The following is a 15,471-nucleotide window of genomic DNA, read 5'->3' on the forward strand; positions in this document are numbered from 1 at the left end:
CGAGCGGATCACCGCAGGCCTTGCTTTCTCTTTAAGAGGAATGTGGGGCTTTTTTTGTAGAATTGTGAAGGTTGCTGGCGTCATATGAGATAGGTACAAGTCGTTTGAAGCTTCAAAACCTAGTATTCGCATTGAAAATATCATATTAAAAAGGAGTGATTCCCAGGTGTCCCGTTATCCTTTGATCTCATCCGGCACAATCATCGAAAGTACCCCTGAGGAGAGTGTCCAGTCGCCTATTATATCCATACGGCAGCTCGGTAAATCTTTTCAGTCCGGGGCCGGCAAGAAAGCCGTTCGATACCAGGTGCTGAAAGACGTCGATCTGAGCATCAACAAGGGGGAGTTTTTTATCCTTTTGGGCCCGAGCGGCTGCGGCAAGTCCACACTGCTTAACCTGATTGCCGGATTTGAGAAGCAGACCGAGGGTGAGCTGCTTGTAGGTGGCGAGGTGGTCGACCGTCCCGGAAAAGAGCGCGCGATGGTGTTTCAGCACCCGGATGCCTCTTTATTCCCCTGGCTGAACGTAAGAGAGAATATCGAGTTCGGCCTGCGCATGCAGGGGATGAGGAAAGGGGAGCGCAAAGCGATATCCGACCGGTACATCGAACTGGCGGGACTAACGGGACATGAGCGCAAATTTCCGCGAGAGCTGTCGGGGGGCATGAAGCAGCGGGTGCAGATCGCCAGAGTGCTCGCCAACGAGCCGGACATTCTGCTGATGGACGAACCGCTGGGGGCGCTCGACGCATTCACCCGCAGAGTCATGCAGGAGGAGCTGGTGCGAATCTGGTCGGAGACGAAGAAGACGATCATTTTCGTCACGCATGACATTCAGGAAGCGGTGCTGCTCGGCGGCCGGATCGGGATCATGTCCATCGGGCCGGACTCGCGGGTATTCGAAATCATGGACAATCGCCTGGAGTATCCCCGTGATTTGACCTCGCGGGAATTTAATCTGATACAGAAGAAGCTGCAGGGTATTTTTCAAGACGATCTATATTTTCATTTGTAAAAAAGAAAGGAGGAAAACGCATGCGTTATGTTCGGAAGGGTCTGCAGATGGGAATTGTCTCCTGGCTGCTGTTCCTGATTCTGTGGCAGATTTTCGCCATGAACTCGAATCAGGACTATTTTCCAACTCCCGTACAGACGTTTCGCGGAGCGGTTGAACTGATTGCCGACAATTCGCTGGTCACTTATGTCTTTATCAGCTTTAAACGGGTGCTGCTCGGATGGCTGCTTGGCAGTCTGCTGGGCATTCCGGCGGGCCTCTTGATCGGCAGGTTCAAATGGCTCCGGCAGCTCGTCGAGCCTTATCTGAACTTCTTCCGGTTCATTCCGGCCCTGGCCTTTATCACTTTGTTCATTCTGTGGTTTGGGATCGGCGAGCAGTCGAAGGTCATTCTCATTATGTATGCGACGCTGTTCATCGTCATTCTGAACACGGCGGCCGGCGTAGTGAATGTCGAGGATGACAAAATTCGCTCGGCAAGGTCGCTGGGAGCCTCGGAGCGGCAGATTTTGATCCATGTGATTATTCCCGCCGTCGTTCCCGCCTTCTTTAACGGGGTCCGGCTGGCGATGGGGAATTCATTCATGGCCATTGTCGGCGCGGAGATGATTGCGGCCAACGAAGGGGTTGGCTATCTCATCTGGACTTCGCGGCTGTACTCCAAGACGGACTGGATTTTCGTCGGACTGCTTCTGCTCGGACTGATGGGCTTTACCGGGGATCAGCTGCTGCGCTGGCTGGGAAAGACCTCGCTCAAGCGCTATGGTATTGCCAAAGAAACAAGATTTGGAAGGTAAAATTCGAAAGTAACCTATGGGGGGACAAGAAAAGTGAGAAACAAGCAAAGCCGGATTTGGAAAGCAGTGGCGGGAGCCATGTTGTTGACGGGAATACTGGTATCGCTGTCGGGCTGCGGAGACGCCAAGGCGGAGAATAAAGAAGCTTCGGGCGCTCCGGCTCTGCAGAAGGTACGCGTTGGGGGAGATTCCGCCATATTCTCGCTGCAATTTCGGGTAGCCAAGGAGCAGGGGATCTTTGAAAAGAACGGAATTGACGCCGAAATATCGACCTTCTCCTTTGGGATCGACACGCTGAATGCGGTGCTGACCGACCGGGTGGACGTCGGGGAGGCGATGGACTATGCGGCGCTTAGCGCGATTTCCAAAGGAGATCTCAAGGTATTGTCCTTGTTCAATTCGCCGAAAGCGACCAGTTCGAAGCTCTTTGCGAGAGACGGAATCAGCAAGCCGGAGGATCTGGTGGGCAAGAAGCTCGGCGTACAGAAAGGAACTGTGAACGAGTACATTTGGGGCAAATATTTTGAAACGTTCCATATCGACCCAAAGGCCGTTACTCTCGTCCCGCTGCAATCGACGGCTGAAATATTGGCGGCATACGACAGAGGAGACATTCAGGCCGCCTGGTTCGGCACCGCGTTCTTCGACAAGGCCGAGAAGGTAAAGGGCTCGGCAGCGCTTAACGACCAATCCGCCATTAACGTCCGCACGAAGGGATTTTTGGTCGCCAAGGGTTCCCTGATCAAGGATCATCCCGAAATCTCGGCGGAACTGAACAAGTCGCTGGCAGAGGCTTCCCAGTATATTATCGCTCATCCGGAAGAGGCCGCCGAACTGGCGTTCAAAGAATTGAAGATTCCCAAGGAAAACGCCCTGAATGAAATTAAGAATCAATGGGATTTTGATGTCCGCTTCAAACAGGAGGACTATGACCAGCTGAAACAGATCAAGGAATGGAGCATTGCCAACGGCTATATCGAGCAGGATTTCAATCTTGACGACAAGCTGGCTCTGGATGGTCTGAAGGAAGCTTTCCCGGACAAAGTCGATATTAAGTAAAAGTCGATATTAAGTAAAAAAAGGAGATGCATACCAATGAGTGATTTGAAAAACCGGCTGCATGAGGAGCTTGCAGTCAAGAACGCCTGTCAGGTTGAAGGCATTAACGCCGACCCCGCCATTTTTGAAGGAGTAGGGCTGGGTGACGTCTACCAGGAGCAAATCCAGACGTTGTTCGACTACAATCTGCATAATCATACAGGGGTGGTTCTCCCGGTATGCTTCTATACCCCGGGTGGACTGCGGGTAGCCTACCGCTGGAACGACCGCTCTCCGTACAAGCTGCGCAGAGAGGGCAACCAGTTCATCCTGTATAATGAGCGTAAGGAGCTGTTTCAGGTAACACTGAAGAAACGCCCCAAATATTACAGTCTGAAAACCTCCGACGGCGCCAACATGAATCAGGTAGCGACTCATAACGGAGAAGGGGCTATCTTCGTCTCCTACAGCAACGAGTGCTTCCTGAAGGAAACCGGCCATGACTGCAAATATTGCAACATCAACTATACGCATGATACGTATGGGGAAGAGCATGGCGTAAGCTGGAAGTATCCGCGCCAGATTGGCGAAACGGCTGCGGTTGCTTACAAAGAGGGAGCCAAGCATATTACCATCAGCGGAGGATTCATCCCTGAACGGCGGGAGATTGATTACTACTTCGACGTGGCGGAGGCGATTCAGGAGCATACCGGCCTTCAGGACTTCAATGGCACAGCCGTAATCGGCGCGCCGCTGGACCTCAGCATCCTGGAGCGTTACAAAGATGCCGGCTACCGCACGGTTGCCATGAACCTCGAAATATGGGACAAAAACATTTTCAATTCCGTCTGCCCCGGAAAGGTTCTTCACTGCGGCGGCTGGGATCATTGGGTTAAAGCGCTGGAACGGGCCGCGGTCGTCTTCGGGCATGGCCGCGTCCGCTCCAACTTTGTCGGCGGCATGGATACGAAGAAATCGACGCTGGAAGGCATTAAATATCTCGCCTCCCAGGGGGTTATCGCCTATGCCGGGGCCTGGATTCCGAATCTCGGTTCGGAGTATGAGGGCCACCGGTCTCCGCTTCCGGAGTGGCATTTGGACCTCGCGTACAAGACCGTCGATATTTTCCGCGGCGCCGGGTTCACCTATGAACAGCTGTACGACTCCAGCGCTTCGGCTGACGGGATTTGGAACGATATTTACAAGATTGAGGATGAGCAGCTGCCGGTATTCCATAGCGAGACGGCTGCGGTCTAATTTACAGCAACAACCGGGAGGCGCTCAGCCGTGTTACAGGTCTGAGCGCCTCCCGGCCGTTTTAGCCGCTGTATAACGAACTAGGCTGCGCATCGCGATTACAGGTGAGGGATTCTCTCTCCTGACCGTTCCCGCCTTACCCCGCCAGCTCCTTGCCGTTATACATGTATATTTTCTCCTGCCCGTCGACGACGGTCTTCAAATGCACATTTCGTCCCCACAGCCGGTGAACGAGGGGAAGCGTGCGTTCGACGTATTTGCGGTCGAGCTCGAGGCCCTCAAAGCGGTTGTCCAGCAGCAGCTCGCCCCGGCCATGCAGGTCGTCGTCCTTGACCGTAAGGTAAGGGAAACCGCCGTTGGTCCGGGATCGAATCAGATTGTCCTTAATTTCCTCTACGTCTTTCGCCGTCACTCTGTACACCTGATCTTCCTGCTTGAAGACGAACAGATCCATCTTTTCCGCCAGTTCCTGCGTCAGATAGTTGCGGATGAACGATACGTCCGATTCCGTCTCGCGGATCTCGAACAGCGCCTGGGGGCCTTCCTTCTTCTCGATATGCCGGAGCATCATGAGACCGAGATAGTAGGGGTTGATTCTGCCCGGGGAAGGCTGGATGACGCCGGCATTCATTTTGGCAAACTCGACGATCTCCGAATCGCTGAGGTCCAGCTCGCGGACAAGCTTCAGATGCCAGTAGCTGGCCCAGCCCTCATTCATAATCTTCGTCTCCATCTGCGGCCAGAAATACAACATTTCGGCGCGGAGCATGTACAAAATTTCCCGTTGCCACTCCTCCAGATACCGGCTGTTCCCTGCGATAAAGCCGATGACATCCTTCACGCCTCCGTCCGTTTCGCGGAAGCCTTCCGTTCGACCGAACCGGACAAACGGGTCGACATGCTCCTGAATGGCGATGCCCGCGTCCAGAAAGGTCTCGACTTCGTCCGCGCCGTATTCGTGGCTAAAATGCTCGATGCGGTCGGCGAATACAGCCATCCGGTCCACCATCTGCCGGTCTGTGCCGGCGAACATGGCGTTATTTTTGAAGAAATCGCTGTGACCCAGCACATGTGCCACAATCAGCTTGTTCTGAAGCAGGGTGTTGCTGTCTAGCAGGAACGCGTAGCAGGGGTCGGAATTGATGACCAGCTCGTAGATTTTGCTCAGCCCGTGATCATATTCCGTCTTCATGCGCTGATAGGCTTTGCCGAAGCTCCAGTGCGCGAACCGGGTCGGCATCCCGTAGGCTCCGATGGAATACAGCACTTCCGCCGGGCAGACCTGGTAGCGCATCGGAAAGAAATCGAGCCCGTTCTCAAGTGCCAGCTCCGTCAAGCGCTCCGCTGCTTGTTCCAACTGCTCCGCATCGTGATCAATCATAAGCGCTGCTCCTCCTGTCTTATACGGCGGCCTTGCGTTTCGCAGCTTCCGCTGCCGCAAAGGCCGCCGCCGATTTTTGGCTGGGGCCAGTCAGGCACCCCGCCATGACTTCAAAGCTCGGGTCCGCTTCGTGCCAGCTTCAGCTCGCCTCCACCTCGTCGCCGAAGAAAGCCTTCAGCGTCTTGAACACATCCTCTTTCTCCTTCAGGATAGACCGGATAAAGGCGGGTGAGTTCAGACCGGACAATGAGTCCCAGAGACGTTTGCTTCCGTAGATATGCTGCCGGATTTCGCCGTAGCCGAGCACATTGACTTTGTCCAGAAGGTCGCCTACAAGCTTTACGGTCGTCCCGTTGTCGCTGTCAAGGTTGTCGCCGTCCGAGAAATGAAAGGCATAGGCGTTGTATTGGCCCGGAGGGTAATCCTTCTCCAGAATGTTCAGCGCCAGTTCGTAGACCGAGGAGCATTTCGTGCCGCCGCTTTCGCCTTTGCGGAAGAAGGATTCCTCGTCCACCTCTTTGGCCTCCGTGCAGTGCGATAGAAACCGGATCTGCACGTTCTCGTATTTGGTCCGCAGGAAGCGGACCATCCAGAAAAAGAAGCTGCGGGCCACATATTTCTCGAAGCTGCCCATGGAGCCCGACGTATCCATCATGGCAAGCACGACGGCCGAGGACTGGGGCTTCCGGACATCCTCCCAAGTCTTGAACCGCAGATCCTCGCCGATAATCGGGCCAAGAACCGGCGCCCCTCCGGAATCCGGCAAAGCGCCGGGGATTTCCATCGATTGGTACCCAAGCGTCAGTCCGAGCCGCGCCGCCGTTTCGGCCAAAGGATTCGCCCCCGAACCCGGACCGGCTCCGGCATTCCCGCCGCCGGTATCATAGCCGCCGTAATCGGCAGACGATTCCGACCAGGCCGCCGCGCCGGGCGTTCCCTGAAGTCCGCTGCTCAGCGCCTGGCGTTTGATCGCCTCGAAGATCGTCCGCTTTTTATCGACATTCGAGATCATGCCCTGCTTGCGGACGTCTTCGAACCGGACATCTTCTACGGTCATATCCGGCGCGGCCTTCGGCTTGAGCTTCGGCAGCTTCAAGTCCTCGAATACGAGCTCGGCCAGCTCATCAATCGTCAGCTCCGCCTCGTAATAGTCGGTTCCCGGCTGATCGCCCGCTTCGCGTCCCTTGCCCGGGCCGTTCGCATCGCCTTGTCCCGCCTTGCCGATGACATCGCCGACCTGGGTGCCGCCCTGTCCCTGTCCAACCTGCGGCTTGTCCTTGGTGTTGTAGCGGAATTTCGGCTCATCCAGGCTGCGGATCGGAACCTTGATCACTTTATCGCCCTGGGGCATGATAATCGACTCTTCGCTGACAAGGTCGGCGAGATTTTTGCGTATCGCTTCTTTTACTTTGCGCTTGTGACGCTCCTGGTCGATTTCTCCTTTGCGGTGCAGCGACCAGTCGTCGCGCGCGATCACGAACAATCTTTTGTCCATGACGCCCACCTCCCGGAAATGATTGGATTCTAAACCTGGAATTGCGGAGTATTAACGCGTGACCGTCCGAAAGTAAAAAGGGAAAGGGGCGAACGGCCGGGATGGCCGCCGCCCGCAGGCTGTAACCGGGGATTCCCGATCCCCGCCTTTGCAGATCAATGGTTAAGCAAGCTGTATGCGATGACGGGCAATTCCTCCCTGATTACCGATTCAGCAGGCTGAATGCGATAACGGGCAACTCTTCCCTGATTATCGATTCAGCAAGCTGAAACGGTTCCGAGACCGAACCACCTCGTCACCGATTCAGCAAGCTGCCGACGTATTTCATCAGCTCGTTCGCGCAGGTGGCGCAGTAGCCGTGATGTTCGATCAGGCGCTTGGACACCTCGTTCATGCGCTTGAGCTGGCCCTCATCCGGATTGATCGTCGAGGTCGTAATTTTGATGACGTCCTTCAGATCGGCGAACAGCTTTTTCTCAATCGCGTCCTTCAGCGGCTCATGCGACGTATATTCGAACTGCCGGCCGCGGCGCGCGAACGACGAAATTTTGATCAGGATTTCCTCGCGGAACGCCCGTTTCTGATTCTCGGTTACGCCGATTTGCTCCTCGATGGAACGCATCAGCTTCTCGTCGGGATCATGCTCCTCGGAGGTGATGGGGTCTTTCATTTTGTGGCCGCTGCAGTAGGCTTCGACGTTATCCAGGTAATTGTTGAGCATCGTGTGCGCCGATTCCTCGAAGGAATAGACGAACGCGCGCTGCACTTCGGTCTTCGCCTTGTGGTCGTACTCCTTGCGGGCCTGCGTAATCAGATTCATCAGGCGCTCGCGTTCTTCTTTGGAGATCGAAGGATGCTGGTCGAGCCCCTCTTTGAGGGAGCGGAGCACATCCAGTGCGTTGATGCAGGACTTGCTGCCTTTGATCAGTGCGCTGGAAATCCGGTTGATAACATACCGGGGGTCGACGCCGGACATGCCCTCGTCGTGATGCTCACGCTGCAGCTCGTCCACATCGGCTTTTTTCACGCCGTCAACTTCGACGCCGTCGTAGAGATACATTTTTTTGACCAGATCGATGCCTGGTTTTCTCGGTTCTTTCAAGCGGGACATGACCGTAAAGACGGAGGCTGTCCAAAGCGCTCCCGGAGCAAGATGCACCTGGTTGTTCAGGCCTGACGCGTCAACGAGCTTGCGGTAAATCCGTTCTTCTTGGCTGGCTTTCAAATTATAGGGAATGCGCATGACAATCATGCGGGAGTGGAGGGCTTCATTCTTCTTATTGGAGATAAATGCGCGGTATTCAGTTTCGTTCGTATGAGCTATGATCAGTTCGTCGGCGGATATGAGCGCAAATCGTCCCGCTTTAAAATTGCCTTCCTGAGTCAGAGAGAGCAAATTCCACAGAAACTTCTCATCGCATTTCAGAATCTCTTGAAATTCCATCAGGCCGCGGTTGGCCTTGTTAAGTTCGCCGTCAAAACGGTAGGCTCTGGGGTCGGATTCGGAACCGTAGCGGGTAATGGTGGAAAAATCAATACTGCCGGTCAGATCGGCAATATCCTGCGATTTGGGGTCTGATGGCGCGAATGTTCCGATTCCCGTCCGGTCGCTTTCAGAGAACAGTACCCGGACCACGGGCATGTCCTCGATTCGGCCTCCGTGTTCACTCTCCAGTCTCATCCGGCATACCGGGCAGAGATCGCCTTCGATATGCACCCCGTACTCTTTGCGGAATTCATCGCGCAGTTCACGGGGAATGAGATGGAGGGGCTCTTCTTGCATCGGGCACCCTTTAATGGCATAGACTGCGCCTTCCGGGGTACGTGTAAAAGATTCAAGCCCGTTCTTCAGCAGGGTAACGAGCGTCGATTTGCCGCCGCTGACCGGACCCATAAGCAGCAGAAGACGTTTGCGGACATCAAGCCGCTGGGCCGACGGCCGGAAGTATTCTTCCACGAGCAGCTGAATCGCGTCCTCAAGTCCGAACAGCGTGCCGCTGAAAAAAGCGTACTCCCGCCGTCCGTCCCCCAGCTCGGTTATGCCTGCCGTCTCGATCATCCGGTAGACCAATTCGTGCGCTGTCCCGGCGATTCGCGGATTTTCTTTAACGAGCTGCAAGTAATCGAGAAAGGAGCCTTCCCAGAAGAGATCGTTCTCCTTGTCCCGATACGTTAACAATTTTTCCAAGAACGTCATGCTTACCGCCTCCCTTTTTGAATAATGTGATTCGTGAAAGGTTCAGGTGACAGATGCAGCGCCATGCATGTAGCAGGCACGTCAATTCCGACAGAGCAGTAGAGACATTGTTCTTGCTATTTAGTTGTCTATAAAGTGTAGCACAAACTCTATCATCTAGCGACAACAAAAACGTCATACGAAAGTGGCAATCGATAGTAAACAGTCGGGTTCACAAAAATTTTAAATATTTTTAAGATTAATATAGCAAATCATTTGACAATCTGGCAAAAAAGCTGGAAAAGTAAGGCTGTCCCCGCCGCTACTATGTAACGAAAGCTTACAAACTCTTAGGCGAGGCCTTCGGCTCTATGAATTTCTTCATTTGTAGAAACGTGAATAAGGAATACAATAAGCGCCATATTTCAAATAAGAAAGAATAGGCCGATGAACCGTTTAACAGCAGCATGGTGGGGTAAGGGTGAAGGGCTATTTCTGACCAAGGGGGCAAGCGAATGATCTACATTCCCGATGAGGCGATTGACCGGATGATCGGAGAGGATATTCCTTATCTCGATCTGACGACATGGGCCCTTGATATCGGCGGGCAACGGGGGGAAATAGAGTACTTCTCCAGAGAGAAGGCGGTGCTGTGCGGAACGGAAGAGGCGATGCGAATGCTGGTCAAGCTGGGGGTTACGCCCGTGTTCAGTCTTCCGTCGGGTACGGTTGTTGAACCAGGGCAGGTATTTCTGTCAGGGACGGGGACGGCGCAGTCGCTGCATATGGCCTGGAAAGTGACGCAAAATCTGCTGGAATGCTGCTCCGGCATCGCCACCAAGACAAGACGGATGGTAGACATCGTGAAGTCCGTCAATCCTTCAGTTACCATAGCGAGTACGAGAAAAAGCTTTCCGGGGACCAAGGCGATGAGCGTGAAGGCGATTCTGTGCGGAGGTGCCGCTCCCCATCGACTGGGGCTGTCCGAGACGGTGCTCGTCTTCAAGGAGCATGCGGCCTTTTGCGGGGGGCCGGATGCCTTCCTGGAGCGGATCGGTGAGCTGAAATCCAGAGTCCCGGAGAAAAAGCTGGTTGTCGAGACGGATTCGGTGGAATATGCCCTTCGTCTGTGCCGCGCCGGAGTGGATTGCCTGCAGTTCGACAAGCTGCCGCCTGAAGAATTGCTTGCGGGAAGCGCGGAGCTGCGGACCGCGAATCCGAATGTGGTGCTGCTGGCGGCCGGAGGCATCGACGAACACAACGCTGCGGCTTACGCGGCTTCCGGAGTCGACGTGCTGGTGACGACCGGCCTGTTCTTCGCGAAGCCGCTCGATATGAGCGTCCGGCTGCTGCCGGACGGGGAGTGAGCGGGAGCGCCGGGAAAGGGCGGCGGATTTGGACTCAAAAAATGAAAGTTGTGCACGCCGAAAGAAGCCAGGAAATAAAGATGCTTTAAAAAGTGCAATCATTTTTCAGTAAGTGTATATGTTTTGTTGAAAAAAACCAAGAAATATAAGTATAATTTAAAAATAAACGTCTACACTTAACTGTATGTGATTACATATTTTAAAATAGGCGGGGGGTGTCTCAACATGGGGGATTTAGATTTTGATTATATAAAAAAGGGTTTTTTGAATGTTTTTAAACAGCTGGGCGTACACGAAGAAGAATTTTTCAATCTGGTTCGTCGTTATCCTAATATCCATAAACTAGACGATCTTATAGCCGCTATTAAAACTGAAGACGAAAGTAAAAAGGAGGCGGCAATCTACCCGGAAATCATAGAGCTGTTTAGGAAATATAATGGGATTGTCAATGCGAACATTCTTAAAGAAAATCAGATAAATTACTATCAGCTTAACAAGCTTGAGTCGATGGGTAAGATTATCAAGCTTAAACGTGGGCTCTACGCTCTTAAAGATATCAATTACATGGTTGACGAAATAGTAGAAGCGGCTCTTCTTATACCTAAGGGTGTCCTATGTCTATACTCTGCCCTTGCCCATCATGAACTAACCACTTATACTCCGAGTGAATACAATTTTGCAGTATCCCGAAAAGAGAGAAAACCTACTCTCCCAGACTATCCACCGATTCGGATATTTACTTATGATGACGATACCTTTGATATAGGGATTGAAAAGATAGAAAAGGATGGTCATAGTATTAAAGTGTACGATCTGGAGCGAACTATTTGTGATACTGTGAAATACAGGAATAAACTTGATGCCAATGTCGTTAAGGAAAGTCTGAATAACTACTCTAATAGCAGGAAAAGGAATTATATCCAACTGTTTAAATATGCGGAGAGATTGAGAGTAAAGTCCATCCTGAATAATTACCTTGAGGTGCTATAGATGGTCACAAACGTTGCTGCTTCAGTAATTGATAAACTAAAGAACGTTGCCAGAGCCAATAAAAAGGCGTTCAATGTCATCTCCATTCTTTATTACCAGGAGCGTTTCTTAAAACGTTTATCGATGTCCAGTTATAAGGATAATTTTATCCTTAAGGGCGGATTATACTTATATTCCGTAACACAGTTCAAATCCAGGCCGACGAGGGATATGGATTTCTCAGGCCGTAGATTGAACAATGACGCCTCTGTATTGGTCAATATCGTTACCTCTATATGTCAGTTGCCTCCTGTTGATGCTGAGGATGGTATTGTTTTTCATACTGATCAAATCGTTTCCGAAATCATTAAAGAAGATGCAGAATATGAAGGCGTACGTATAAAGATACCCTGCTCGCTTGGACAAATGAGGGAAGTGTTGCAGCTTGATATTGGTTTTGGAGATGTGATAGTACCAAGTCCGCAAACGATAGACTTCCCAGTTCTCCTATCTAATATGGAGAGGCCAGAAATATTGGTATACACGAATGATTCCGTCATTTCAGAAAAATTTGAAGCCATGATATCCTTTCCCTGGCGAACAGTCGGATGAAGGATTTTTTTGATATTTACACGCTGGCCCGTACAACCCCGTTTGAAGGACTTCGCTTGTACGAAGCTGTATCTGAGACTTTTAAGCGAAGGACAACCCGTACCGAAAGAGAGCATGTCATTTTCACAACTGAATTCTATACGGATAGACGTAGAGTTGCTATGTGGGATGCATTTATTAGAAATTTATATCTGGATTATTCGCCAACATTCCAGGAGGTTATGGAACTCATTCATACTTTCCTCAAACCGATCTATGATCATGTGCTCGATGAAAATGAGTATTTTGGTAACTGGGATCTTCAATCATTGAATTGGAAAAGCAGACAGACCTCTGCCCTCTAAACCGCCATTTTATTAATCCCTGCATCGTGGTTTGCAATGTTAATATTTATCTGAAGGTATTTCATAGCTTCGGCTTTGGAATGCCTTTTTTGTGCTGCTGGCCGGATAAGTGTATCGGAGCGAACGGGAATAAAAGGTTGGAATGAAAATACAGAAAGGAAATTATTGACATAGAAACGATCAGTAAATATAATCAAAAATGAGTCTGCAGACTTATTATTAATTATATTTGGTCATTTGGGAGTGGTAAAAGTTATTATGAGAAATGATGTGCTAATGCCTGTCTGCGACCGTTCCATTGAACAAGCCGTCTCCGTACTGCGGGAAGGAGGACTTGTCATCGGACCATCCCGCTCCAACTATAACATTATGTGCGACCCGAGAAATGAACGGTCCATTGAACGGGTCTTCCAAGTGAAAAAAAGAACAAAATTCGGTCCCCTCACGCTGTCGATCTCCTCGTTAAGCGGGTTGGATACATTCATTCACATGCCTGAGAACCTAGATAAAGAGGTTCTTTCGCAAGTATGGCCGAGCGAGCTTACCCTAATCTTTCGCAAAAAATATCCGTTCCCCGAACGGTTAACCTGCGGAGCCCCCACTGTAGGCTTAACCTGGCAGGGGGAATCGGCCATGCAGCGATTGACGGAAGCCTATGGCCATCCGCTTGCCGTTACTTCCGCCAATCTGTCGGGCTCCGGCTCAGGTCTTGTCAGCCTGGGTAAAGCGTTAAGCGATCTGGGGGATCAAGTGGATTTGATCCTTCAGGAGCCGGCGGAAGAAGGGGCGAAACCTGCGGGGACGGAAATTGAGGGCAACACCATTGTCGATTTATCCTTTAACCCGCCTGTGCTGGTCAGACTCGGGATTGTTCCGCTTGACCGGATCAGAAGCAGGTTCCCCGGATTAATCGAGGACCCGGCGGTTTACCCGCAAATGCTGCAAGAGCGGAGGGAATTGACCGAATACCAGAAGGAAGCTTCCCATGAATAACGTCGCCTGCTTTTACATTTACAGAATCGTCTCGCGGCTTTACTTTCACCTGCCGATCCTGTTCGTTTATTTCTATCTTCAGCACCTTTCGCTGCCAATAATCGAGCTGCTGCTTGCGGTCTATGGTCTGGTCGTTATGCTGACCGCCAAATGGAATGTTAAATTAATGGCCTTGATGAGGCAGACGAAGGTGATCGCCATCGGCGAGGGACTAAAGGGAATCGGGCTGCTGCTGCTCGTTTCGGACACACATATGGGTGTGCTCCTGCTCGGGCAGATCGCATGCGGGCTGGGATACAGCCTGGCGGCGGGCACGGATTCCAGTCTCCTGCGCTCGCTCTTTAGTGAGCAGGATCAGAAGCGGTACCAGAAGACGGAATCTTCTTCGGCCAGCTATATGTTTTTGTCCGTTCTGCTTGCCGGAATAGCAGGCAGCATGTTTTTTGGGTCCAATATCAAGCTTCCGTTCTACCTGTCGATAGCGTCTAATGTGCTGTCGCTGGCGGTTATCCTGCTCATCCGCAATCCCGGTCATACAGCGCAGGGCGTGCTTTCCGTGGCGGATAAGTCCCGGGATGGGCAAAAAGAACCAGCGGCCGCATTAGAGCTAACCCCGGGGCAGCGGTATTGGAAAAGGTACTACGCGCTTATTCGGGCTTTCACCCTGGCGCCTTTCGTCGGGTTCATTCCGTTTCTGCTGTACCGCAGACTGGAAATTGGCCTGTTCTACTTCGGCCTTGTTCTCAGCCTATTCACATTGCTCGGCTTCATCTCCGCGAGATATGCCGTACGTGTCGGCGTGAAGATCGGGGAGAACCGGCTGGTCATCGCTACTACGCTCCTGTCGGTCCTTTCCATGATTGTAGTCGGGCTGTCTCAGCATATCGGCAGCGCGGCTGTGGCTATTGCCCTCATGGGTCTGGCCTCCGGCGGAGCGAGACCGCTGGCCGCGGGGCAGTTGAACGGATCGGGAATGAGACCGGCCGAGCGTACTGCTGTTCTCTCATCCATGGAGCGGATGTACGGTTTCTGGAACGCGCTGCTGCTCATTGCCGGAGGATTTGTGCTGCAAGAGTTCGGCCTGCGTATATTGATGTTCGGCTTGGCGGCCGCTTTCTTCCTGGCTTCTGCCGTCTCGCTGCTCCTGCGCCGGGGCAAGACATCGGCTCAGCCTGTAACCGGGCAGCTCCCATCATAATTTAAGGAGAGATGATTAAATGAATATTCGCTATTTGGGGCATTCCTGCTTTTTAGTCCGCCACGGAGAGCATACCGTTGTTATTGATCCTTTTCTGACAGGTAATCCGCTGGCGGCGGCCCGGCCTGAAGACATACAGGCTTCCGCCGTGCTGGTCACGCACGGCCATGGGGATCATGTCGGGGACGCAGCAGCCATTGCTGCCCGCTGCGGCTGTCCGGTCATTGCAAACTATGAGGTCTCCCTGCATCTGTCCCAGCAGGGGGCTCAGGTTGAGCCTATGCATATTGGAGGCGCCCGGACCTTTCCGTGGGGAACGGTCAAGCTGACGCAAGCTTTTCACGGATCAGGTATCGAGCTTGAGGGCGGCGGCTTCAAAGAAGGGGGAATGCCGGCGGGCATCCTGCTGACAATGGGTCCGTACACCTTCTATCATGCGGGGGATACCGCTTTGTTCGGTGATATGAAAATGCTTGGAGAATTGAACCGGATCGACGCAGCGGCGCTGCCGATCGGGGATGTGTTCACCATGGGTCCGGACGATTCCCTGATTGCGGCCTCCTGGTTAAAGGCGGGGCTGTACATCCCGATGCACTACAACACGTTTCCACCAATTCGTCAGGATGCGGACGCATGGCTGGAGCGGCTGAGAAGCCAAGGCCAGTCCGGTACAGTGCTGAAGCCGGGTGAATCCTGTGATATTAAGCGGACGGATGCTGCCGTAATAAGCGGGAGATCTTCCGTAGAATAGCGGGCATTGCCTGGAGAATTGCTGCGGGATGATTAAGCAGGACACTCAGCGCAGGTTTTTTACGCAGCTTCAAACGAC

The 15,471-nt window shown here is 52.4% G+C and carries 14 protein-coding genes; 11 read left to right on the top strand and 3 right to left on the bottom strand.

Annotated features, from left to right (window positions below; genetic code table 11):
• Positions 1 to 199: 199 nt before the first annotated feature.
• Genes PSAB_RS01120 through PSAB_RS01135 form a run of 4 tightly spaced genes read left to right on the top strand, consistent with a single transcriptional unit; the run spans position 200 to position 4,107 of the window.
• On the top strand, positions 200 to 1,015 hold the full coding sequence (locus PSAB_RS01120) for an ABC transporter ATP-binding protein (RefSeq protein WP_025332751.1): 816 nt from the start codon (positions 200 to 202) through the stop codon (positions 1,013 to 1,015).
• Between the two features lie 20 nt (positions 1,016 to 1,035).
• Positions 1,036 to 1,812, top strand: coding sequence for an ABC transporter permease (locus PSAB_RS01125; RefSeq protein WP_025332752.1), 777 nt, complete (start codon positions 1,036 to 1,038; stop codon positions 1,810 to 1,812).
• A gap of 33 nt (positions 1,813 to 1,845) precedes the next feature.
• Complete coding sequence (locus PSAB_RS01130; RefSeq protein ID WP_025332753.1) at positions 1,846 to 2,871, top strand: ABC transporter substrate-binding protein; 1,026 nt, start codon at positions 1,846 to 1,848, stop codon at positions 2,869 to 2,871.
• Positions 2,872 to 2,907: 36 nt separating this feature from the next.
• The gene (locus PSAB_RS01135; RefSeq protein ID WP_025332754.1) at positions 2,908 to 4,107 is read left to right on the top strand and encodes a radical SAM protein; all 1,200 of its coding nucleotides are present in this window, start codon (positions 2,908 to 2,910) and stop codon (positions 4,105 to 4,107) included.
• A 136-nt stretch (positions 4,108 to 4,243) separates the two neighbouring features.
• On the opposite strand, the gene PSAB_RS01140 is transcribed toward PSAB_RS01135, so the two are convergent.
• From PSAB_RS01140 to PSAB_RS01150, 3 genes are all read right to left on the bottom strand, one after another.
• Positions 4,244 to 5,488 carry a SpoVR family protein gene (locus PSAB_RS01140; protein WP_025332755.1) on the bottom strand — a complete coding sequence of 415 codons (1,245 nt, stop codon included), beginning with the start codon at positions 5,486 to 5,488 and terminating at the stop codon, positions 4,244 to 4,246.
• Between the two features lie 139 nt (positions 5,489 to 5,627).
• Entirely contained in the window at positions 5,628 to 6,983 is a 1,356-nt protein-coding gene (locus PSAB_RS24870) for a YeaH/YhbH family protein (protein ID WP_025332756.1), read from the bottom strand.
• 295 nt (positions 6,984 to 7,278) lie between these two features.
• Complete coding sequence (locus PSAB_RS01150; RefSeq protein WP_025332757.1) at positions 7,279 to 9,180, bottom strand: PrkA family serine protein kinase; 1,902 nt, start codon at positions 9,178 to 9,180, stop codon at positions 7,279 to 7,281.
• Positions 9,181 to 9,674: 494 nt separating this feature from the next.
• On the opposite strand from PSAB_RS01150, the gene modD reads away from it, so the two are divergent.
• The 7 genes from modD (at position 9,675) to PSAB_RS01180 (ending at position 15,393) form a co-directional block, all read left to right on the top strand.
• The gene (gene modD / locus PSAB_RS01155) at positions 9,675 to 10,526 is read left to right on the top strand and encodes a ModD protein (protein ID WP_025332758.1); all 852 of its coding nucleotides are present in this window, start codon (positions 9,675 to 9,677) and stop codon (positions 10,524 to 10,526) included.
• Positions 10,527 to 10,751: 225 nt separating this feature from the next.
• The gene (locus PSAB_RS01160) at positions 10,752 to 11,516 is read left to right on the top strand and encodes a type IV toxin-antitoxin system AbiEi family antitoxin domain-containing protein (protein ID WP_025332759.1); all 765 of its coding nucleotides are present in this window, start codon (positions 10,752 to 10,754) and stop codon (positions 11,514 to 11,516) included.
• Positions 11,517 to 12,107, top strand: coding sequence for a nucleotidyl transferase AbiEii/AbiGii toxin family protein (locus tag PSAB_RS26320; protein WP_264370888.1), 591 nt, complete (start codon positions 11,517 to 11,519; stop codon positions 12,105 to 12,107).
• The gene (locus PSAB_RS26325) at positions 12,104 to 12,451 is read left to right on the top strand and encodes a nucleotidyl transferase AbiEii/AbiGii toxin family protein (protein WP_264370889.1); all 348 of its coding nucleotides are present in this window, start codon (positions 12,104 to 12,106) and stop codon (positions 12,449 to 12,451) included. Before PSAB_RS26320 ends, PSAB_RS26325 begins: the two co-directional genes overlap by 4 nt.
• 258 nt (positions 12,452 to 12,709) lie before the next feature.
• A complete protein-coding gene (locus tag PSAB_RS01170; RefSeq protein ID WP_025332760.1) occupies positions 12,710 to 13,444 on the top strand; it encodes an L-threonylcarbamoyladenylate synthase in 735 nt (244 codons plus the stop codon).
• On the top strand, positions 13,437 to 14,642 hold the full coding sequence (locus PSAB_RS01175) for an MFS transporter (protein WP_025332761.1): 1,206 nt from the start codon (positions 13,437 to 13,439) through the stop codon (positions 14,640 to 14,642). Before PSAB_RS01170 ends, PSAB_RS01175 begins: the two co-directional genes overlap by 8 nt.
• Positions 14,643 to 14,661: 19 nt before the next feature.
• Positions 14,662 to 15,393, top strand: a complete 732-nt coding sequence (locus tag PSAB_RS01180) for a metal-dependent hydrolase (RefSeq protein ID WP_025332762.1) — start codon at positions 14,662 to 14,664, stop codon at positions 15,391 to 15,393.
• The last annotated feature ends 78 nt before the right edge of the window (positions 15,394 to 15,471 follow it).

Source organism: Paenibacillus sabinae T27, assembly GCF_000612505.1.
GTDB lineage: Bacteria > Bacillota > Bacilli > Paenibacillales > Paenibacillaceae > Paenibacillus_AQ > Paenibacillus_AQ sabinae.